The organism is Streptomyces sp. NPDC060205 (genome assembly GCF_042728395.1).
In the GTDB taxonomy this organism is placed as follows: Bacteria; Actinomycetota; Actinomycetes; order Streptomycetales; family Streptomycetaceae; genus Streptomyces.
Genome location: NZ_JBHWZP010000172.1, coordinates 1 through 19963, shown reverse-complemented (window position 1 = coordinate 19963; position 19963 = coordinate 1). Strand labels below are relative to the sequence as shown.

Sequence of the window (19963 nt, the reverse complement as noted above, 5' to 3'; positions counted from 1 at the left end):
CGTCCGGCGTTTGAGGACGAGCGCGCAGCGCGATACGGGGGCGAGGGGCGCAGCCCCATGCATGGACGGGAACGGGTAGGGGCGGCGGGGGCGAGGGAAAGCGTCAAGCCTGGGGGGACGGGAACGCCACCGGGCTTTTGTGGCCCGCTCTGTTCACCGCTCGTACGCCGAAGAAGACGTTGTCCTTGGACAGATCCACCTCGTGGGACGTGACGTCCCCGACCGGGATCACGTGCGTCCACTCAGGCGCCGTGGTCTCCCGCCACACCACCTCATAGCCCGCGAGGTCCGGCTCGACCCCCCGCGCCCACACCAACTGCGTGGAGTTCGTGAGCGCGGCGGTCAGGATCCGCGCCTCCCGCGGCGTCCCCGGCGCCTGCGCGAGCGTCCACAGCGCCGCCGCGTTGACCCGGGCGACCCGCGCGACGAACGGGAAGTCGCAGAACTCCGGCAGGTCCCCGTACTGCTTGCCGTCCTCGACCCGCACGTCCTGGTGCTGATGCGCGAAGTCCTCGGCGGGCTCGGTGAACCGCGCCGCCGGGTACCCCTGTTCGAGGAAGGGGATGTGGTCGCCGCCCCGGCGGTAGCGGTCGCGCCGGTGGACGACCCGTACCCGCATCCCCGTCGCCGGATTGTCCGCCGTGTCCCGCACGAAACGGGCCAGCTGCCGCGACGGCGAGTCGTTCTCGCCGCCCACCGAGCGGCGCGTGGCCGCCTGTTCGGGCGTCTCCGACGTCGGCACGCCCTCCGCGAAGAGCCGGATCGTGTAAAGATCGCTCGTACCGTCGTCCGCCCTCGACGCGCCCACGATGTCGTTGGTGAACATGGCCTGCACGTCCGTGCCCGCCGCCTTGAAACGCGACGCCATGTGCGCGGCCCCGTACAGGCCCTGCTCCTCCCCCGCCACCGCCGCGAAGACGATCGTGGAGGCGGGGCGGCGCCTCGCCATGACCCGGGCCAGTTCCATCGCCACGGCCACCCCCGAGGCGTCGTCGTCGGCGCCCGGTGCGTCCGAGGTGGCGTCCATGACGTCGGTGACGCGGGAGTCGTAGTGCCCCGAGACGACGTACACCCGCTCCGGGGTGACCGCGCCGCGCAGGGTCGCGAGGACGTTCGTGATGCGGGTGGCGGTGGGGATGCGGGACGCGGGTTCCTGGACGTACGACTGGAGTTCGGCCGTCATCCGGCCGCCGGACGTGGCGGCGTACGAGCGCAGCTGCGCCAGGATCCAGTCGCGGGCCGCGCCGATCCCGCGTACCGGGTCGTCCTGGGCGGAGAGCGTGTGCCTGGTGCCGAAGGAGACGAGTGTGCGGACGGTCGCCTCGATGCGGGCGGGGTCGATCTCCCGTAACAGGGAGCGGAGTTCGGGGGTGGGGGGCTGGGCGGTGGCCGGCGGGCGGGTACCCGCGTCCGGCTTCTCGGCCGCCGACGCCGACGCCGGCACCGCACCCGCCGACGCCGCACCCGTCGTCGCCGTGGCCGCCGCGGCGGCTCCGGCTGCCGCCGTGGCGGCCAGGACAGTTCTTCTGCTCGGGCTCACAGGTCGCATGCAGGGAATGGTTGTGTACGCGTCAATAACGGGCAAGGGGGCAGCACCCCGCGTCGCCTACTGCTTCGTGTACGTCAGCGCGTCACCGTTGCTCGCGTTCACCCGGCGCAGCCGGCCGTCCGGCAGGAGGGTCAACTCCGTTGCCGCGCCCGGCGAGCAGGACGTGGCCGGTTCGCCGACGGTGACCTCGGACGGGCCGATCCGCAGAGGGTCACCGTCGCCCGGGGCCTCGGTGAGCGCCGCCCGGAACACACAGTGGTACGTGCCGCCGTCCGCCGGTCCGTCCGCCGTGAGGGAGAGGACCGTTGCACCCACCTCGCCCTGCCGGATGGTGAGTTGGCGGGTGTTGCGGCCCGTGGCGTTGTCGATGGTCGCGGTCCAGGTGCCGAGGTACTCGGTGGGGATCGCGCCGTCCGCCGGCGTCTCCTCCCCCGAACCGGACGGCTGGGGGGAGGGCTTCCCGCTGGACGGGCCGGGGGTGGTGGGCGCGGCCTTCGTCCGGGACGCGCCGGGGTCGCCGCCCGCCCGGCCGTCCCCGTCGCCCTTCATCAGCGCGTACACGGACGCGCCCGCGCCGAGCGCGACGACCAGCGCCACCACGATCAGCACGGCGGTGGAGCGGGCGTTCCTGCGCGGCGGCTCCGGCTGCGGCGCGAAGCCCGGTCCGTACGGAGGCGTCGGGCCGTAAGGAGGCGTCGGGCCGTACGGGGAGGTGGGTCCGTACGGAGGCGTCGAACCCGGGCCGTCCGCATAGCCGTTGTGGTTCGCGTAGCCGCCGGGGGGCGCCGACCAGGCGCCGGGCTGCTGCTGTTGCTGGTGCGGGTAGCCGTAGCCGGCGGCGGGCTGGGGGTGCTGCTGGGGGTAGCCGTAGGCCGGGTGGACGGGGCCCGGGGCCGGGGTGTGCGCGGGCGGGGCGGCCGGCGGCGGCGCCGAGGGCCCGTCCGCGGTCATCGTCGGGAGGTGGTCGGCGGGGGCGCCCGCCGGCGGCTCCGGGACGGGCAGGGCGGAGGCGTCGGGCGTGGGGGCGTGCTCCGGGGAAGCCGTGGGAGCGGGTACGGGGGCCGCAGCCGGGGCGGACGGGGGCGTCCGGGCGGGTGAGGGCGTCTGTGCGGGCGGCGGGTGCGGGGCTTCCTCGTCCGCGCCGTCCGCGTCGCTCCTCACCGCCCCCGCGCCTGCGGACCCGGTCTGCGCGGCCTCGTCGCCGGACGCCGGACGGGCCGAGACGTCCGGATCCTCCGAGTCCAGCAACTGCACGGCGTGGCGGCCGAGTTGGGCCACGAGCATCCCCGGCAGCCAGGGGTCGCGGCTGCGGCCGTCCGCGACGGTGTCCTCCGCCCCCGTGCGTTCCAGGATGTCGTCCAGCGTCGGCCGGGAGGCGGGGTCCTTGCGCAGGCACTGGCGGACGAGGTCGGCGATGCCCTCCGGCACCCCTTCCAGGTCCGGCTCCTCCTGGGCGATACGGAACATCAGGGCGTGCACCCCGCTGTTGGCCGCGCCGAAGGGCAGGACGCCCGTGGCCGCGTACGACAGGACCGAGCCCAGGCAGAAGACGTCGCACGCGGGCGTGACCCGGTCGCCGCGGACCTGCTCGGGGGCCATGAAGCCGGGCGAGCCGACGAGTGCGCCGGTGCGGGTCAGGCCGCCGTCGGTGACCGTCTCCAGGGCGCGGGCGATACCGAAGTCGATGACGCGCGGGCCGTCGATGGTGACGAGGACGTTCGACGGCTTGAGGTCGCGGTGGATCAGTCCGGCCGTGTGGATGTCCTGGAGCGCGTGCGCGAGGCCGGCGGCGAGGATCCGTACGGAACGTTCCGGCAGCGCGCCGTGGTCGTGGCCGACGACCTCCTGGAGCGAGGGCCCCGCCACATAGCCGGTGGCGACCCACGGGACGGCCGCCTCGGTGTCCGCGTCGAGCACCGGCGCCGTCCAGTAACCGCCCACGCGCCGGGCCGCCCGCACCTCCTGGCGGAAACGGGCGCGGAACTCCTCCTGTTCGGCGAGTTCCTGGCGGACGAGTTTGACCGCGACGGTCCGTCCGCGGTCGGAGCGCGCCAGATACACCTGGCCCATACCGCCCGCGCCCAGTCGCGCCAGCAGCCGGTACGCGCCGATGCGGTGCGGATCCGCAGGTCCGAGCTTCTCCATCGAAACGCCGCCCTCCCCCGTACATGTGCGACAGCGACGAGGATAGTGCGGCGGAACGGGGACACGGCAGGGGCGGTGTCTACGGTTCCGTAACGGGAGGTACGGGTTCCGCGGCCGGTCCGGCGCCTGCTTCCGCGGCCGTTCCCGTACCCGCTTCCGCGGCCGTTCCCGTACCCGCTTCCGCGGCTGTCCCCGTAACCGCTCGCGTGGCCGGTTCCGCGGGCGCCCCCGTGACCGTCTCCATCGCCCCGATCAGCCGTTCCAGCACCCGTACGGTCTCGGCCAGCCCCTCCTCCCCCAGGGTCTCGGCGAGCCGGTCCGCGAAGGCCGCGTGGGCGGGGCCGATCCGCCGGACGGCCTCGAAGCCCTCGCCGGTCGGCCGGAGCAGTTTGGCGCGGCGGTGGGCGGGATTGGGTACGTACTCGGCGAGCCCCCGCTCCACCAGCAGGTCGGCGATCCGCTGCACGCTCTGCCGGGTGATGCCCATGGCCCGGGCGATCCCCGAGACGGGCAGGGGTTCCCGCAGGACGGCGCCGAGCACCTGCCACCGGGCTGCGGTGAGCCCGGCCGGCCCGGCCAGTTCCTCGGCGACGCCCAGGTACTGGCCGTTCAGCCGGAAGACCGCGAGCGCGCTCCGGCTGAACAGGTCCTGGCGCCCCTCGCCGTCCTCGCCCGCCGCGCTCACTGCCCGGCCGCCGCAAGGATGTCGTACGCCTGCGCGTCCGAATCGTGGAAGAGCCGGTACCAGGCGTCGAGCACCTCCGGCTCGTACACGCCGAGCAGGGCGAACACCTCCCGCGCGAACGCGACGGGCTCGGTGGGTCCGGCGGTGACGAGTCCGCGGTCCGTCACGGCGTCGGCGTCCACGTACCGGTCGCCGCCCGCGTAGCCGGTGGCGGCCAGGTAGAAGGACACGGCGCCGGTGTGCGCGCGGTCGTCGAGCAGGCCCTCGCGGGCGAGCCCCGCGGTGGCCCCGCAGATCGCGGCGACCGGCACGCCGGCCGCCAGGAACTCCCGCGCCGCACGGGCGAACGGGGCCAGTGCGTCGCCCGTGTCCCAGAGGTCGGCGCCCGGCAGGATCAGCAGCGCGGCGTCCTCGGGGCGTACGGCGTCGAGCGTCACGTCCGGCTGGACGCGCAGTCCGCCGACGGACCGCACGGGGTCGCCGGACAGGGCGACCGTTCGGATCTCGTGGCCGGCGCGGGCGAGATACGCGGTCGTGTGACCGGTCTCCCAGTCGGCGAGCGTGTCGTAGACGGCGAGATACACGGGCTTGCGGGCGGCATCGCGGGTCATGGCTTCTCCTCGGGCGCTCGGTCACTTACTCAGGGGGTATGTCAGCATGCTGTCATTACGACAGCATGCTGTCAATCTATTCCTCTCGCCTCGCCGAACGCCCGTCGAAAGCCCGCCGAACGCCCGCCGGGACCTCCCCACACACGACAACCTGTCGCTTTCCCGGCCGCACCGCAGACAGGACGCCGATGTCGCGCCCGTGGCCGCGCCGCCTAACCTCGGGCGCATGACCCCTCAGCCCAACCCCCAGGCCGGCGCCGCCGTGAAGGCCGCGGACCGTGCGCACGTGTTCCACTCCTGGTCAGCGCAGGAGCTCATCGACCCGCTCGCCGTCGCCGGTGCGGAGGGGTCCTACTTCTGGGACTACGACGGCAAGCGGTATCTCGACTTCACCAGCGGGCTCGTCTTCACGAACATCGGCTACCAGCACCCGAAGGTCGTCGCCGCGATCCAGGAGCAGGCCGGGAAGCTGGCCACCTTCGCCCCCGCGTTCGCCGTCGAGGCCCGCTCGGAGGCGGCACGGCTGATCGCGCAGCGGACGCCGGGCGACCTGGACAAGATCTTCTTCACCAACGGCGGCGCCGAGGCCGTCGAGAACGCCACCCGGATGGCCAAGCTGCACACCGGCCGCCCGAAGGTGCTGAGCGCCTACCGCTCCTACCACGGGGCCACCGCCGCCGCGATCAACCTCACCGGCGACCCGCGCCGCTGGCCGAACGACAGCGGGACGGCCGGGGTCGTGCGCTTCTGGGCGCCCTTCCTCTACCGCTCCCCCTTCCACGCCGAGACCGAGCAGCAGGAGTGCGAGCGCGCGCTGCAGCACCTCGCCGACACCATCGCGTTCGAGGGCCCGGCCACCATCGCCGCGATCATCCTGGAGACGATCCCGGGCACCGCGGGCATCATGATCCCGCCGCCCGGCTATCTGGAGGGCGTCCGCGCGCTCTGCGACCAGTACGGCATCGTCTTCGTCCTGGACGAGGTCATGGCCGGCTTCGGACGCACGGGCAGGTGGTTCGCCGCCGACCACACCGGTGTCGTACCGGACCTGCTGACCTTCGCCAAGGGCGTGAACTCGGGGTACGTGCCGCTCGGCGGAGTCGCCATCTCCGGGGAGATCGCCGACACCTTCGCCCGGCGCCCCTACCCCGGCGGGCTCACCTACTCCGGGCATCCGCTCGCCTGCGCCGCCGCCGTCGCGACCCTGAACGTGATGGAGGAGGAGGGCGTCGTCGAGCAGGCCGCCCGGATCGGCGAGAGCGTCCTCGGCCCCGGGCTGCGCGAGCTGGCGGAGCGCCACCCGAGCGTCGGCGAGGTGCGCGGCACCGGAGTCTTCTGGGCCCTGGAACTCGTACGGGACAAGGAGACCCGCGAGCCCCTCGTCCCCTACAACCCGCAGGGCGAGGCCAACGCCCCCATGGCGGCCTTCGGCGCGGCGGCCAAGGCCCACGGACTGTGGCCCTTCATCAACATGAACCGCACCCATGTCGTGCCCCCGTGCAACATCACGGAGGCGGAGGCCAAGGAGGGTCTGGCCGCGCTCGACGAAGCCCTCTCCGTGGCGGACGAGCACACGGCCCGGTAAGGGCGCGGCACGGCCGCGCAGCCGGGTGTGACTCAGGGTGTGACGCAGGACTCCCGCAATCCGGGTGGCCCGACATCGAACGCGTAAGGTGACTGGCTCGTAGACATGGGCGAGTACTTATTCGATGGGGGAAGGACCCGGACGATGCGCGGCACCGGCAGTGGCGGCGGCAATGGGGCCGTCACCCGCAGCACCCTGCGGCAGCAGATCGCCGACGCGCTGCGCGACGAGGTGCTCGCCGGCCGCCTCCAGCCGGGCAAGGAGTTCACCGTCAAGGAGATCGCCGAGCAGTACGGCGTCTCCGCGACCCCTGTCCGCGAGGCCCTGGTCGACCTGTCGGCGCAGGGCCTCCTGGACGCGGACCAGCACCGCGGGTTCCGCGTCCACGAGTACTCGCTGAACGACTACCGGGGCATGATCGAGGCCCGCAGCCTCGTCACGGAGAGCATCTTCCACGGGCTGCTCGACGCGTCGGCCACCACCACCCGGGGCGCCCTCGCCGCGCTCGCCACCCGCTCCGACGATCCGCGCACGGCCGCCGCGCTCGCCGCGGTGCGCCGCCGCGGCGAGGAGGCGCAGCGGGCCGCCGCCGCGGGCGACCTGAACGTCCTCATCGGCTACGACCTGCGCTTCTGGCGCGAGCTGAGCAGCCTGTTCGGCAACCCGTACCTCGCCGACTTCCTGCACCGGCTGCGCGTCCAGTCCTGGGTGTGCGCGGTCCAGCACCTGCGCCGGATCGACGATCTGCGCGGCCATCTGTGGGCCGAGCACACGGAACTGGTGGACGCCCTCACGCGCCGGGACGCCCCGGCGGCGCACGCGATCGTCGCGGCGTACAACACCCACTCGCTGGCGCTCATCGAACTGCTGGCGCAGGGCTGAGCGCCGCCGGGGCGGGGGCCGGGAGCTCATCGGCGCGAGGGCCGGGAGCTTGTCGGCGCGTGGCCGGGAGCTTGTCGACGCGAGGCCGGAAGCCCGCCGGAGCGAGGGCCGGGAACTCTGGGCCGGTGGCGAGTTCGGTGGCGGTCCGGCCGGTGTGGGGTATCCGACCCGCACGAAGGGGACCTACCGTGCCTTCACCCATTACGCTGCCTTGACCACCGTGCTGAACGAGGAGCTCTCAGTTGGCCTGTGACCTGTGGCTGGTCCCGCTCGTCGACGTGTTGTGCCACACCCCCGATAACCCCTTCGCCGAGGAACTCGCCCTCTACGACAAGGTGCTGGGCGAGGCCGGACTACCGCCGGTACCGGTGTACGCGTACATGCCGGGCCTCTCCGGCGATGTGGCGCCGGTCGCGGGCTTCGACTACGACGCGCTGCACTTCCTGCGCCGCGCGTACCTGTTGCAGGTGTGCCAGCTGCCGGTGACACCGGTCGGCGAACTGGGCGGCGACTACGAGCAGCTGCTGGAGATGTTCGACACGACGGCCCAGCAGTCCCACCTGGTCTGGCACTACGACCACGCGGGCGCGTACGTCCCGGTGGACTTCCCGCACCCGCTGTCGAGCGACGAACTCCTCGCGGGAGGCGGCCCGTTGGGCTCCTCCCAGATGCTGCTGCGCGAGCTGGAGCTGGTCGCGCCGTCGATCGGCATCGACCCCGCCAACCCGCCGGTGCCGCCGCAACCTCCGATGGCACCGACGGAGTTGGAGGAGCCGGCCGCCCCGGCCCCCTTCGACGCGAGCCCGTTCGCCCGGGAGCGCCACGTCTGGCTGGGCCTGCACGCGGCGGCCACCCGGAGCCTGGCCCAGGGCTCGATGATCATCTTCAGCTAGGGTCCGGCCCGGAAAGGCCGGTTCCCCGCACCTCCCGTACCCCCGTACCTCCCGTACCTGGCCGTTCATGGCTGTTCATGGCCGGGCAGAACCCAGCAGCAGGGCGACGGTCTCGTCGCGGGTGCGGGCCGGGGCGTCGTTCCAGGCGCACAGCAGCTCCCAGTCGCTGAACAGGGCGCTGCCCGCGGGGTCCAGCCGTCGGCGCACGGTGGCCAGGGCCTCGCGTACCCGCGGCCCGCAGGACTCCGCGTCGCCGGTCACGGCCCAGGCGAGCGCTCCGACCAGGCTGGCCGCCTGCGGGGCGTGCGGGGCTCCGACGTACAGCAGGCCCTGCCCCTGGCACCACCCGTGACGGGCGATCAGCAGCGCACCGCGCCGGAAGATCTCGTCGTCGCGTGCGTCGTACGTGCCGTGCACGTCGTACGTGCCGTGCGCGTCGTACTCGTCGTACGGGTCGTCGGTCGGTGTGCCGAGGGCGGCGAGGTCGGGGTGGTGCAGGGCTGTGCTCATCAGGTGGGGCTGCCTCTCGTGGGGAGGGATGTCCTGTCCTCTGGAGCAGGGGTGTCCTGGTGGTGTCCTGCCGATGTCCTGCCGGGTGGCGCACGCACCGCTGCGCCGTCGGCCCGGGGAGGCGAGACGAACGGCGCAGCGGGTGCGGGAGGTTGGGGCGGGCGGAGTGGGTTCGGTCAGCGCAGGGTGGGTTCGGCCAGCGGGAGGTGTTCGCCCGTGTCGGCCCCTTCGTCGTCCGTGGCGGAGGCCGGTCGCAGGGCCGCGGCCTGCTCCGGGGCGGCGGCCCGCGGCGCGGTGCGGCGGTGGCGGCCCCAGATGCGGTCGCCGACCAGCAGGAGCGTGGCCGGCATGACCAGGCGCCGGATGACGAGCGCGTCCAGGACCACGGCGACGGCGAGGCTGATGCCCAGCTCACGGACGATGCTGATCTGCGCGCTGGTGAAGGAGGCGAAGACCGCCACCATGATCGCCGCGGCGCCGTTGACGAGACCGGCGGTACGGGCCAGGCCGCCCAGGACCGACTCGCGGTGCGAGAGGCCGCCCAGGTAGCTCTCCCGCATCCGGGAGATCATGATCACCATGTAGTCCATGCTCAGCCCGAACATCACCGCGAACAGCATCAGCGGGGTGACGCTGTTGATCGAGTGGTCGTCGTTCCCGCTGACCAGGGCGAGGAAGCCGAGGCTCGCACCGACCACGGCGATGTTGAAGGCCAGGGCCAGCAGCGGCAGCAGGACGGACCGGAAGGCGAACAGCAGGATCAGGAAGCTGAGCAGGGCGACGGAGGCGACCACCAGGGGCACCGAGCGCAGCACCAGGTCGTCGAAGTCGGAGCCGGTGGCGGTGGCTCCGGCCAGGCGGACGGTGACGGCGGAGTCGGCGCGGTCCGTGAGGTGGTCACGCAGATCGTCGACCAGGTGGTGCGCGGCGGAGCTGTCGGGGTCGGCGCCGGGGGTGACGACGACCCGGGTGACCAGGCGGTCTCCGTCGAGCGTCCACAACTGGCCGAGCGCGGCGCGTTCGGCGGCGCCCAGGCCCGAGGGGTCGGCCAGGGTCTTGGGGAGGGACGCGGCGGGCAGGCCGAGGGACGTGACGGCCTGGACCTTGTCGGCGCCGGGCGCGGTCCTCGCGTAGGAGGCGACCTCCGTGGTGCTCCTGAGCAGGGCGTCGGCCTGGTCGCGGTCGGCGCTGAGCACGACCTGGACGGGGAACATCTCGCGTACGCCGATGTCCTGCTTGATGCGCTCCATGCCGATGCGGGCGCTGTCGTCGGAGGGCAGGATGTCCGCGCTGGCGACGGGGACGCGCAGGGTCAGCTGGGCGGCGGGGGCGGCGAGCGCGGCGAACACGACGACGAGGCCGGCCAGGACGAGCCCGGGACGCCCGGAGAAGCGTCCGCCGGTGCGTCCGCCGGTCGCGGCGGAGCTGCCGGCGTCGTCACCGGCCTTCTCGGTGGCCTTCTCGGTGGCGTTCTTGCGCGCGTTCTTCCGGCTGCGGAGGGTGCCCCAGTTGATGCGGTCGCCCAGCAGGCTCAGTACGGCGGGGAGCAGGGTCACGGCGATGGCCACGGCGACCAGGGAGACGGCCACCCCGCCCAGGGCGATGCTGGTGAAGGACATGGCGCGGGGGATGAAGAGCGCCGAGAGGGCGACCACGACGGCGAGGCCGCTGAAGAGCACGGAGTGGCCGACGGTACGCATGGTGCGGTCCAGGGCGTCGTCCACGGCGCGCCCCTCCGCGAGTTCCTCACGGAAGCGCTTGACGATGAAGAGCGAGTAGTCGACGGCGACGGCCAGGCCGACCATGGACACGATGTTGGTGAACAGGCTGTTGACGTCCGTGAACTGCGTCATCCCGTAGCCGATGGACTGGGTGAGCATCAGGGTCACGCCCGCCATGAGCAGCGGGACGACCATCGCGGCCACGGACCGGAAGACCAGCAGCAGGACGACGAACAGGACCGGGAAGGCGATCATCTCGGCGCGGGTGACGTCCTCCTTGGAGTGCACGTTCAGCGCGTAGTCCAGGGCGGGAGCGCCGGTGACGTCGGCCTGGACGCCGGAGCCGACGGCGTCCCGCACGTCGTCCTGCAGATCCGGTACGAGGTTCTGCACGGTGGTGTTGTCGCTGGTGAAGCCCACCTGGATGAAGGTCGTGCGGCCGTCCTTCGACAGCCACTCCGGGTGGGTGGCGCGGTCGGTGACGGCGGAGACGCCGTCGCGCCGCACCGCCTCGCGGGCCGGCGCGACGGCGTCCTCGACGGATCCGTTCTTGCTGTGCAGGACGACGAGCAGGGAGTTGGGGGCCTCGTCGAACGCGCGCTCCAGGGTGCGCTGGGCCTTGACGGACTCACCCCGGGGGTCGGAGAAGCCGCCCGTCTTCAGCGCACCCTCCAGCTGGAGCGCGAAGGGGACGGCCAGGGCGAGCAGCAGCAGCCAGGCGGCGATCACGGCTTTGGGCCGTGCGACGGCGAGTTGGGCGATTTTCTTCACTTCTACTCCTGGGATCGGGGTCCGCGGCTCGCGAGGGCGGGCGGGCCGTCCGACGACATTCCATGACGGGACATCAATGTTGCGTTATCGATGACTCATCATGCATGCCGTGACATCGATGACGCAACATCTTTGAAAGGGTCATCAAGGAATGCGCCATCGGGAGGCTGGAATCGGGGGGTTGTGCGACGGGGTGGGGGCCTGGCCCGTCAGGGGCGCAGCCCCCGCGGTTGCCTGCGGGCTCTCGGCCCGTCAGGGGCACGGCCCCGCGGTTGCCTGCGGGCTCTCGGCCGTCAGGGGCACGGCCCCGTGGTCGCCTGCGGGCTCCGGCCCGTCAGGGGCGCAGCCCCCGTGGTCGCCTGCGGGCCCCGGCCCGTCAGGAGCGCGGCCGCCGTGGCTGCCTGCGGGCCCCGGCCCGTCAGGAGCGCGGCCCCGCGGTTGCCTGCGGGCCCCCGGCCCGTCAGGGGCGCGGGGAACTGCGCGGCCCGCCCCCACTCAGCCGCAGTCGACGACCAAACCGAACCTGCCCCGGCCCGTCGTAGGCGGCCCCGGCGGCCTTGGCCCCCCGCGGGTGCGTCGTGGCTGGTCGCGCAGCGCCCCGCGCCCCTGACGGGGCGCAGGGCGCCGCCTGTCCGCCCCCGCTCAGCGGACCACCGCACCGGGATCCGAGCACTGCGGCGCACCCCCGCGCCGCCGCGGGAGCGGGGCCGGGCCGGCGGGCAGCCCCTCCCCGTCGGTGTTCAGGCGGCGGGCCCGCAGGCGGGCGGTGTCGGCGGGGTCCGCCTGGAGGACGAGCCGGTACGGGGGACGGGTCTCCTTGCGTACCACGGTCACCCAGCCGCGGCGGGCCCAGCCGTACAAGGTGATGGACGGCATGGACAGCTCAGCGGCCAGATCCTGCAGCCACCACTCATGCGCCGCCAGCCCCTCACCGCGTACGGCGGCGGGCCGGCGACGGGACGCGGACGTGTTCTCGCGCAGCAGCCGGCGCACGGTGGTGAGGCTGATCGGGTCACTGCGGCCCGGCGCCATGGTGTAGCCCTCGTGCCCCAGCGCCTGGGCGATCGTCGGGGCGTTGAAGCCCAGCGCGGCGAGGACGCTGATGCGTTCGACGATCAGCGCGTAGTACCGCTGCGGCGGAATCGTGCGCGGCGGCTCCGGAAGCGCGGGCGGACGCTGCACCCCAGCCGCTCCAGGCACCTCAGGCACCTCGGGCACCTCGTGGTGAACGCCACCACCGGCGAACTCGGCCACATGGCGGGCGACGCTCCCGACCGGTGGTGACGTCCTGCCCGCCGCGCGCGGACCGGTGCGCTCACTCATCGGCGGCAGGACGAGAGGACGGCCGCCGGACCAGCCGTACCGGGCTTCCGGCGCGGCCCCCGGCAGCCCGCCCGGCGGGACGCACCGGCCCTGTGAGGCAGTGGCAGCCGAAGCGCTCCGGTCTCGCGGGCTCCGGGCCCACGGAACGCGGCCCCGTCCGGCAGCCCTCCTTGCCCCGGGCCCGTAACAGCGTCCGGTGCCGTGCCCGCTGCGATGTCCGCGGCACGGGACACGGACGCCCCGGCCGGCGCGAGGGGCGGACGGCTGTGCGCAAGAAGCAGTACGGATCGCCGGGGCGGGCGACGGCCGGTTTCACGGGGAGGTGTCCTCCATCGTCACTGGGTCTCACTGAGCACTCGACCGGTGGAGCGGAAGGATGCGCGCCGCGACGCTAGAAGTCCCTCTGCGCGCTGGGGACACGGTTCACACCCCTGGCTCCGAACGGCCGGCCGGCAGGGTCCGGAATGCGTCAGCGGCCGGTTCGGCCCCGCCGCGCGCCCGCGGCCGGGGAAAGGGGTTTCGGTCCGGCCGCCGGAGCCCCGGGCCTCCCGCGAACTGGGCTTTCTGCGCATTACCGGGCCTCTGCGCGAGCCGCCGCTCCCCACAGACGTCTCACAAGTTGACCGAAACCGGCCAGTGGGGCGAGGCCGCGTCGGCCGCCGTGACAACGATGGCGATAACGATGGCGACAGCGTTGTCACCATCAGCCGCCCCAGCCCGTGAAGCCCTGGCCGCCGGGTCAGACCACGCTGAAGATGCGGCGTCAGACCGCGCTGAAGATGCGGCCCATGATGTCGAAGACGGTGGTGAGATCCGCCCCTTCCGGCTCCGGGCGGACAGCGGCCACGGCGCCGGACTCGCCCCCGCCCGCGGAAACGCCCTCATGGTGCGCGACGGCCGCCCGCCGCCCCTCGGTACCCGCTGTGTACGGCGCGACGGATGCATCAATCATGATCATGTCAACTCCAGATACGGATACGGCTACGGCTACGGACAGGTACGGACGCGTAGGGGGTACGTGGACACGAGCGGCGCGGTTCCGCCCGTCAGGGCAGGGTGATCACCTGGGCGGCGTACGAGAGTCCGGCGCCGAAGCCGATGGTCAGGGCCAGGCCGCCGCTGCGGACGGCCCCGGAGGCCAGCATGTGCTCGATCGCCAGCGGGATGGAGGCCGCCGAGGTGTTCCCCGTGTGCACGATGTCGCGGGCGACGGCCACGTGCGCGGGCAGCCGCAGTGTCGTGGCGAGGCTCTCCACGATGCGCAGGTTCGCCTGGTGCGGGATGAAGGCGTCGAGGTCGGCGGCGTCCAGCCCGGCGCTGTCCAGGGCCTGCCGGGCGACCCGGGCCATCTCGTAGACGGCCCAGCGGAACACGGTCTGGCCCTGCATGGTCAGCGCCGGGAAGCGCGCCGGTGTGCCGTCCCGCAGGGCGAGCCAGGAGGCGCTCTGGTCGATGGCCCCGCCCTGCGACCCGTCGGCGCCCCACACCACGGGGCCCATGGCCGGGGTGTCGCAGGGCCCGACGACGACGGCTCCGGCGCCGTCGCCGAAGAGGAAGGCGGTGGCACGGTCGTCGTGGTCGATCAGGTCGGACATCCGCTCGGTCGCCACCACCAGGACGTACTCGGCGCTGCCGCCGCGTACCAGGTCGTGGGCGACCGCCAGGGCGTGGGTGAAGCCCGCGCAGGCCGCGGAGAGATCGAAGGCCGCGGCCTGCGCGGTGCCGACCCGGTGGGCGATGTCGGCGGCGACGGCGGGCAGTTGGCGGAAGTGGGTGGAGGTGGCGACCAGAACACAGCCGATCCGGTCGGCGGTGACGCCGGCGTGTGCGAGCGCCTTCTCCGCGGCGGCGGCCCCCATGAGGGCCACGCTCTCCTGCTCGGCGGCCCAGCGGCGTTCGGCGATGCCCGAGCGTTCGCGGATCCACTCGTCGCTGGAGTCGATGCGGCGGGCGATCTCCGCGTTGGGCACCACGCGGGAGGGCCGGTAGCCGCCCACGCCGACGACACGGGCGTACGCGGGGCCCGCGGCAGGCCTCGGTACGAGGGGTGTGGACACGTTGCGTCTCCCTGGACGGACGATCAGGACATGGGTGGGAAGTGAAGGAGGAGGACGAGGAGGAGGAAGGGGCGGAGGAGCGGGAGGAGGAAGGGGAGGTGACGGGCCCGGTGCGGGGGATTTTCGCCGGGCCCGTCACGTATGGGGGGCGGCCGGTTCGGCGGCCGGTTCAGTCGAGGCCACGCAGGATGTGGTCCTCGGCGTACTCGCCGTCCGGACGGGCCAGATGCAGCGGAGTGGGGCGCGCCCAGCAGTCGGCGCGGGCGGCCGGCACGGGCGGGACGGCCCGTGCCGTGTTCTCGGCCGGCGGCGCGGCAGCGGGTGGTGCTGTGCCGGGAGCCATGTCAGGACACCTGGGCCAGGGCGCGTTGCGCGGCCCGCCCGGACAGCCGGTCCAGACGGAGGTCGGCGACCCCGGCGAAGGCCGGCCGCAACAGGGCGGCGAGGCCTCCACGGTGGGTGAAGGAGTGGGTGACGTGGGTGCCCTCGCCGTGCGGCAGCAGGCTCCAGCTGTTGGTCTCGGCCAGGCCGGGCACCTCCCACCGGCCCTCGACGAGGGTGTCGCCGATGCCGACGTACTCCCAGTGGCCGCGCAGGGCGCCACGGGCGACGAGCGGGTAGCGGCGGCCGGTGAGTGCCTCCGAGGGGCCGGTGACCGAGAGGAAGGCGGGGTTCCACTCGGCCAGGGCGGTGGGTTCCAGCAGGATCTGCCGCACGATCCCGAGCGGTGCGGGGATCAGGATGTGCGAGGAGTGGCCGTTGCCGGCGGGTGTTTTGCTGTGGGCGTTCATCAGTACCTCATTCCTCCGTCGGTGCGGATGACCGTGGCATTGATGTAGTCGGCGGCCGGGGAGGCGAGGAAGGCGATCGTCTCGGCGGTCTGTCCCGCCTCGCCGATCCCGAGCAGCGAGCGGTCGGTCATCCGCCGCCGCTGCGGGCCGGCGACGGCCGCCCCCAGACCGGTGTCGAGGATGCCCGGGGCCACGGTGGTGGTGCGGATGTTGTAGGAGGCGTACTCCTGCGAGACGGTCATGGCCAGGCCGTGCAGCCCCGCCTTGGAGGAGGAGTAGGCCGCCTGGCCCGCGTTCCCGGTCAGCGCGGTGATGGAGGAGATGTAGATGATGCGGCCGTAGCGCGCCCGCATCATCGTCTTCACCGCGTACTTGGTGGTCAGGAAGGCGCCCCGCAGATTGACCCGCTGCACCTCGTCCCAGTCCTCGATCGACATGCGCACCAGGGGCTGGTCGCGGGTGATCGCGGCGTTGTGGATGAGGACGTCGAGCCGGCCGAACCTGCGGGCCTCGGCCGCCAGCAGAGCGGCCGTCTCGTCGGTGGCCGCATCGCCGGGGACGAGCCGGAGCCGGTCCTTGTGCTTGTCGGCGAGGCGGTCGAGGCCGTCCGAGGGCGAACGGTGGTTGGCGACGACCGCCGCGCCCTGGTCGAGGAGCGTCTGCGCGGTCAGCAGACCGAGGCCGCGTCCCGCCCCGGTCAGGAGCACCACTCGGCCCTTCAGCGGACTGCCCGGAGGCGGGACCGTCGGAGCGGGACTGCTCATGGCGTGCTCTCCCAGGTGTGGGCCGCGGCCATCGCCGTACCGGCCGGGCACAGGGCGGCGGCCGGGATGTCGGCGGTGGCTGCGGGGTCGGGGACGCCGGCGGCATCGTCGGCGCCGGGCATGCCGGGGATCTCGGGGACGCCGGGGATGCCCGGGATCCCGGGGACACCGGCGGTGAACAGCCGGTCGGTGACCGGTGCGAGGCGGTCCTCGGAGAAGGGACGGGGAGTACGCAGCCGGGCGAACCGCAGGTTCTGCGGCCGGTACGGCGGTGTCTCCACGATCAGGTGGGGCAGCAGCAGGTCGGGACTCCCCCGCAGCAGCCCCGCGCTGTCCTCCAGGAAGCGCAGACCGCGTTCGCGCAGCGCGGGCGGCAGCCAGTCCATGACCGGCAGATGCAGTTCGCTCACCACCCCGTCACTGGTCAGTTCCGCGCGGTCCGCCACGTCGGGCGGCAGCCGGTCGGCCTCCTCGGCGTACATGGGGACGGTGATGCGTTCCTGTTCGAGCAGGACGAGCAGGCAGCCGCCGCCGTGCAGGTGGTCCAGCACCTCGGCCGCCTGTGCCGGGCTGGGCCACAGGGCTGTCGGGGTGTAGTCGCCGGACACGGACGTACGCCAGGAGAGCCGGCGGGGTCCGTCGAAGACCACGAGGGTGTTGCCGCACTTCAGGGACGCCGAGGTGCTCGGCGCCGACATGCTCGACGCTGATGTACTCATGGATGGGCTCACCCCCTTGGGGTCGTGGGGCCGGCACCGGCGCCGGCGAGTTGCTGGTACTGGGTCTCGGCCCGGCGCCGCCGCTCCGCCGTCCGCACGTCGGGTGCGGGGGCGGCGAGCACGTCACGCAGCTGTCCCGCCGCCTCGCCGGCGCGGCCGACCGCGATCAGCGCCTCGGCGTACGCCATGGCGTACCGGGTGTCGTGGGCGCCCAGGCGGGCCGCGTGCCGCAGGTGCTCCAGCGCTTCCTCGCGCCGGCCGCCCAGGGCCCGGGGCATCAGCAGATGCCAGCGGCCCAGCAGGTATCGGGCCATCAGATGGTCGGGGTGTTCTCTCAGTACCTCCTCGGTGCCGCGCCGGACGCCGCGCAGCATCGCGGGGCGCAGTACGGCCGGGGCGTCCAGGGCGCGCAGTCCGGTGAGCCGGGCCGCCAGCACGCGGGCGTCGGCGGCCACCGGGTCGTCGGGCCGGGCGAACCTGTCGGGATCGGTGCGGCGGGCCAGGGTGAGCAGGAGGCGCGCCTGCCGCACGCGCCGCTCGGCGGGCAGGGTGTCGGTGCGGCTGAGCATGGTCTCCGTGACCGTCTCGGCGCGCCGGACCAGTTCGAGACAGGCCTGGCCGATCCGCGCCGGGCCGGGTTCGGTACGCGCTGTCTCCACGAGTGGCTCCAGCGCTCCGCGTGCCGCCGCCACCAGGGCCTTGACGCGCTGGGGCCTCGGCAGTGCGGTGTCGTCGGGCAGTGCGGGGCCGAAGACGACACGGACCTTGGCGCGGCGGGGCACATTGGCCCCCTTGGGCAGGACGTGCTGTGCTCCCCACATCGCCACCGGTATGACGGGCACACCGGCCCGGACCGCGAAGCGGAAGGCACCGTCCTTGAAGGGCAGCAGGGGCCAGCCGGTCCCGCGGGTGCCCTCGGGGTAGACCACGAGGGCACCGGAGTCCGCGAAGACGCCGTCCACCGCGGCCAGCAGTTCCTTGCCGGGGCGGTCCCGGTCGACCGGGATGCCGCCCATGCCGTGCGTCCACCGGCCGCGTACGGGGTGGACGAAGGCCTCGGCCTTCGTGAGGTAGGAGGTACGGGTGTCCCGCAGCGCTTCGAGTACGGCGTCCAGGACGAGGTGGTCGGCGAAACTGCTGTGGTTGGCGACCAGGACGAACGGCTGGTCGGCCGGCAGGTGCCGGACCCCTTCCACTCCGGCGAGGAACCGGTGCGTGACCGCGGGACGGGTGACCGCGTTCGACGCACCGGCCATCCACCGGGGGATACGGCTCACTTCACCTGCTCGGTCCGGGCGGCGGCGTACTCCCGGAGCTTTTCGATGCTGGTCAGGACCAGGCCCTCGCGGCGGGCGAACTGGACGAGCTGGGGGAGGCGGGCCATCGTCCCGTCCTCAAGGATGATCTCCACGATGACGCCGGCGGGCGCGAGGCCGGCGAAGCGGGCGAGGTCGACGGCCGCCTCGGTGTGGCCGGGCCGCTCCAGGACGCCGCCCGGACGGGCCACCAGGGGGAAGATGTGGCCCGGCCGGCGCAGGTCCTGGCCGGTGCCGTTCAGCATGAGCTCGATGGTCCGGGCCCGGTCGGGGGCCGATATACCGGTGGTGACGCCGTGCTCCGGGCCGCCGTCGACGCTGACGGTGAACGCGGTGCCGTGGTGGTCCTCGTTGCGCTCGACCATCGGGGGCAGGCTGAGCTTCGCGGCCTGCTCCTCGGTCACCGAGACGCAGACCAGACCGCGGCCGTGGGTGATCATGTAGTTGATGGCCGCGGCGTCGGCGTACTCCGCCGCCACGATCAGGTCTCCCTCGTTCTCCCTGTCCTCGTCGTCCACGACGACGATGAGCTCCCCGCGTGCGATGGCGGCCACGGCCGCCGCCGCGTCGTCGAGAACGATCGGGGCGTCGAGTGCGACGGGAGCGTCTTCAAGGATCTGCGCGGTCATGTCGGTTCCTTTGCTTGACGTGGGCTTGAGCTGTGAGGTCGTGCACCGGTCAAGGATTCGATGGCGCGACATCGATGGTTTGTCATCGATGTCTCAACACCGATGCCTCATCATGCATGTCCCAGCATCGTTGTCGCAACACCATTCTGGGTGTCCATGAAAGTGGTAGCCGCCCTTCCGGATGGACCGAGACAAGCCACCGGGGCCGGATAAGGCGTATATCGATGACGTAGCATTGAATGATGTGGCATGGATGCTGCATCATCGAGAAATGATGTGATCACCCGCGCGTTCACAGCCGTCCACCGACAGCACGCCCACAGCACCCCCTGGAGCCGCCATGTCCAGCCCCCCGACCGCCACGGACACGACCTTGAGCCGGGCGCCCGCCACGGCCGAGCCACCAGCGCACGACTCGGAACTGCGCTACCTCCTGCTGGCCGCGCAGCGCGAGGGGGCCCGGCAGATGACCGCGCAGCTCAGGCCCTTCAACCTGACGCCGGCCCAGGCGGAGATCCTGCTGGTACTGGCCGAGCGCGCCCCGCTCACGCTCGCCGAGGTGGGCCGCCTGATCGTGTGCGAGAGCGGGAGCCCCAGCCGCATCGTCGACACCCTGACCAAGCGCAGCCTGATCGACCGCGAGCCCGGCCAGGTGGACCGCCGGGTCGTCTATCTGCGGCTGACCCCGCGGGGGCAGGAACTCATCCCCGTACTGCGCGGCATCGACACCCAGACCGACGCGATGATCACCGACTGTCTGAGCCTGGAGGAACAGGCGGTCATGACCCGCGGCCTGCGCCGCATCCTCAGCGGCACCCCCAGCGGGACGGCACTGGCGGCCCGCTTCGAGTACGAGAAGTAGCGGACCGGCACCGGGTACGAGAAGTAGCGGACCGGCACCGGGTACGAGAAGTAGCCGGCCGGCACCGGTTACGAGAGGCGGCCGGCCGGTGCGGGGATCGGCCGCTGCCGCTCGCCGAGAAGTTCGCCGCGGCCGTGAAGGCCGGGGACG

At 73.1% G+C, this 19963-nt stretch carries 19 protein-coding genes; 4 read left to right on the top strand and 15 right to left on the bottom strand.

From position 1 onward, the window contains the following. Positions 1-103: 103 nt before the first annotated feature. The 4 genes from ACFWGJ_RS26835 to ACFWGJ_RS26820 all read right to left on the bottom strand — a co-directional run bounded on the left by ACFWGJ_RS26835 (position 104) and on the right by ACFWGJ_RS26820 (position 4990). Positions 104-1549 carry a M20/M25/M40 family metallo-hydrolase gene (locus ACFWGJ_RS26835; protein WP_387329297.1) on the bottom strand — a complete coding sequence of 482 codons (1446 nt, stop codon included), beginning with the start codon at positions 1547-1549 and terminating at the stop codon, positions 104-106. Positions 1550-1606: 57 nt separating this feature from the next. Beyond that, a complete protein-coding gene (locus ACFWGJ_RS26830; protein WP_387329294.1) occupies positions 1607-3694 on the bottom strand; it encodes a protein kinase in 2088 nt (695 codons plus the stop codon). 79 nt (positions 3695-3773) lie between these two features. Further along, entirely contained in the window at positions 3774-4379 is a 606-nt protein-coding gene (locus ACFWGJ_RS26825) for a MarR family winged helix-turn-helix transcriptional regulator (protein ID WP_387329291.1), read from the bottom strand. Then, positions 4376-4990 (bottom strand): DJ-1/PfpI family protein, encoded by a 615-nt coding sequence (locus ACFWGJ_RS26820; RefSeq protein ID WP_387329288.1) that lies wholly within the window; start codon positions 4988-4990, stop codon positions 4376-4378. Before ACFWGJ_RS26820 ends, ACFWGJ_RS26825 begins: the two co-directional genes overlap by 4 nt. 226 nt (positions 4991-5216) lie before the next feature. Between ACFWGJ_RS26820 and ACFWGJ_RS26815 the strand changes: the two genes are divergently transcribed. From ACFWGJ_RS26815 to ACFWGJ_RS26805, 3 genes are all read left to right on the top strand, one after another. Continuing rightward, on the top strand, positions 5217-6575 hold the full coding sequence (locus ACFWGJ_RS26815) for an aspartate aminotransferase family protein (protein ID WP_387329285.1): 1359 nt from the start codon (positions 5217-5219) through the stop codon (positions 6573-6575). Between the two features lie 144 nt (positions 6576-6719). Continuing rightward, positions 6720-7457 carry a GntR family transcriptional regulator gene (locus tag ACFWGJ_RS26810; protein WP_387329282.1) on the top strand — a complete coding sequence of 246 codons (738 nt, stop codon included), beginning with the start codon at positions 6720-6722 and terminating at the stop codon, positions 7455-7457. 242 nt (positions 7458-7699) lie between these two features. Continuing rightward, positions 7700-8350 carry a hypothetical protein gene (locus ACFWGJ_RS26805; RefSeq protein ID WP_387329279.1) on the top strand — a complete coding sequence of 217 codons (651 nt, stop codon included), beginning with the start codon at positions 7700-7702 and terminating at the stop codon, positions 8348-8350. A 75-nt stretch (positions 8351-8425) separates the two neighbouring features. On the opposite strand, the gene ACFWGJ_RS26800 is transcribed toward ACFWGJ_RS26805, so the two are convergent. The 11 genes from ACFWGJ_RS26800 to ribB form a co-directional block, all read right to left on the bottom strand. Beyond that, positions 8426-8860, bottom strand: coding sequence for a hypothetical protein (locus tag ACFWGJ_RS26800; RefSeq protein ID WP_381832796.1), 435 nt, complete (start codon positions 8858-8860; stop codon positions 8426-8428). A 176-nt stretch (positions 8861-9036) separates the two neighbouring features. After that, positions 9037-11352 (bottom strand): MMPL family transporter, encoded by a 2316-nt coding sequence (locus ACFWGJ_RS26795; RefSeq protein ID WP_387329276.1) that lies wholly within the window; start codon positions 11350-11352, stop codon positions 9037-9039. A gap of 642 nt (positions 11353-11994) precedes the next feature. Next, on the bottom strand, positions 11995-12675 hold the full coding sequence (locus ACFWGJ_RS26790; RefSeq protein ID WP_387329273.1) for a hypothetical protein: 681 nt from the start codon (positions 12673-12675) through the stop codon (positions 11995-11997). Positions 12676-13438: 763 nt separating this feature from the next. Beyond that, the gene (locus tag ACFWGJ_RS26785; protein WP_387329270.1) at positions 13439-13627 is read right to left on the bottom strand and encodes a hypothetical protein; all 189 of its coding nucleotides are present in this window, start codon (positions 13625-13627) and stop codon (positions 13439-13441) included. A gap of 94 nt (positions 13628-13721) precedes the next feature. After that, on the bottom strand, positions 13722-14732 hold the full coding sequence (locus ACFWGJ_RS26780) for a beta-ketoacyl-ACP synthase III (RefSeq protein WP_387329268.1): 1011 nt from the start codon (positions 14730-14732) through the stop codon (positions 13722-13724). Between the two features lie 169 nt (positions 14733-14901). After that, entirely contained in the window at positions 14902-15075 is a 174-nt protein-coding gene (locus ACFWGJ_RS26775; RefSeq protein ID WP_387329265.1) for a hypothetical protein, read from the bottom strand. 1 nt (position 15076) lies between these two features. After that, on the bottom strand, positions 15077-15523 hold the full coding sequence (locus tag ACFWGJ_RS26770; protein ID WP_387329262.1) for an SRPBCC family protein: 447 nt from the start codon (positions 15521-15523) through the stop codon (positions 15077-15079). Then, entirely contained in the window at positions 15523-16287 is a 765-nt protein-coding gene (locus ACFWGJ_RS26765) for an SDR family NAD(P)-dependent oxidoreductase (RefSeq protein WP_107018104.1), read from the bottom strand. Before ACFWGJ_RS26765 ends, ACFWGJ_RS26770 begins: the two co-directional genes overlap by 1 nt. Then, positions 16284-17006 carry a hypothetical protein gene (locus ACFWGJ_RS26760; protein WP_387329259.1) on the bottom strand — a complete coding sequence of 241 codons (723 nt, stop codon included), beginning with the start codon at positions 17004-17006 and terminating at the stop codon, positions 16284-16286. Before ACFWGJ_RS26760 ends, ACFWGJ_RS26765 begins: the two co-directional genes overlap by 4 nt. Positions 17007-17014: 8 nt before the next feature. Next, complete coding sequence (locus tag ACFWGJ_RS26755) at positions 17015-18283, bottom strand: 1-acyl-sn-glycerol-3-phosphate acyltransferase (RefSeq protein WP_387329256.1); 1269 nt, start codon at positions 18281-18283, stop codon at positions 17015-17017. Further along, positions 18280-18951 (bottom strand): 3,4-dihydroxy-2-butanone-4-phosphate synthase, encoded by a 672-nt coding sequence (gene ribB, locus ACFWGJ_RS26750; protein WP_210881701.1) that lies wholly within the window; start codon positions 18949-18951, stop codon positions 18280-18282. Before ribB ends, ACFWGJ_RS26755 begins: the two co-directional genes overlap by 4 nt. 340 nt (positions 18952-19291) lie before the next feature. On the opposite strand from ribB, the gene ACFWGJ_RS26745 reads away from it, so the two are divergent. Further along, positions 19292-19813 carry a MarR family winged helix-turn-helix transcriptional regulator gene (locus ACFWGJ_RS26745; protein ID WP_387329254.1) on the top strand — a complete coding sequence of 174 codons (522 nt, stop codon included), beginning with the start codon at positions 19292-19294 and terminating at the stop codon, positions 19811-19813. Positions 19814-19963 lie beyond the last annotated feature (150 nt).

What these genes read in the sequence shown, in the direction of transcription:
- ACFWGJ_RS26835 (WP_387329297.1), bottom strand. Translation starts at nt 1,549, where the DNA reads ATGCGACCTGTGAGCCCGAGCAGAAGAACTGTCCTGGCCGCCACGGCG.
- ACFWGJ_RS26830 (WP_387329294.1), bottom strand. Translation starts at nt 3,694, where the DNA reads ATGGAGAAGCTCGGACCTGCGGATCCGCACCGCATCGGCGCGTACCGG.
- ACFWGJ_RS26820 (WP_387329288.1), bottom strand. Translation starts at nt 4,990, where the DNA reads ATGACCCGCGATGCCGCCCGCAAGCCCGTGTATCTCGCCGTCTACGAC.
- ACFWGJ_RS26815 (WP_387329285.1), top strand. Translation starts at nt 5,217, where the DNA reads ATGACCCCTCAGCCCAACCCCCAGGCCGGCGCCGCCGTGAAGGCCGCG.
- ACFWGJ_RS26810 (WP_387329282.1), top strand. Translation starts at nt 6,720, where the DNA reads ATGCGCGGCACCGGCAGTGGCGGCGGCAATGGGGCCGTCACCCGCAGC.
- ACFWGJ_RS26800 (WP_381832796.1), bottom strand. Translation starts at nt 8,860, where the DNA reads ATGAGCACAGCCCTGCACCACCCCGACCTCGCCGCCCTCGGCACACCG.
- ACFWGJ_RS26790 (WP_387329273.1), bottom strand. Translation starts at nt 12,675, where the DNA reads ATGAGTGAGCGCACCGGTCCGCGCGCGGCGGGCAGGACGTCACCACCG.
- ACFWGJ_RS26785 (WP_387329270.1), bottom strand. Translation starts at nt 13,627, where the DNA reads ATGATTGATGCATCCGTCGCGCCGTACACAGCGGGTACCGAGGGGCGG.
- ACFWGJ_RS26775 (WP_387329265.1), bottom strand. Translation starts at nt 15,075, where the DNA reads ATGGCTCCCGGCACAGCACCACCCGCTGCCGCGCCGCCGGCCGAGAAC.
- ACFWGJ_RS26770 (WP_387329262.1), bottom strand. Translation starts at nt 15,523, where the DNA reads ATGAACGCCCACAGCAAAACACCCGCCGGCAACGGCCACTCCTCGCAC.
- ACFWGJ_RS26765 (WP_107018104.1), bottom strand. Translation starts at nt 16,287, where the DNA reads ATGAGCAGTCCCGCTCCGACGGTCCCGCCTCCGGGCAGTCCGCTGAAG.
- ACFWGJ_RS26760 (WP_387329259.1), bottom strand. Translation starts at nt 17,006, where the DNA reads ATGAGTACATCAGCGTCGAGCATGTCGGCGCCGAGCACCTCGGCGTCC.
- ribB (WP_210881701.1), bottom strand. Translation starts at nt 18,951, where the DNA reads ATGACCGCGCAGATCCTTGAAGACGCTCCCGTCGCACTCGACGCCCCG.
- ACFWGJ_RS26745 (WP_387329254.1), top strand. Translation starts at nt 19,292, where the DNA reads ATGTCCAGCCCCCCGACCGCCACGGACACGACCTTGAGCCGGGCGCCC.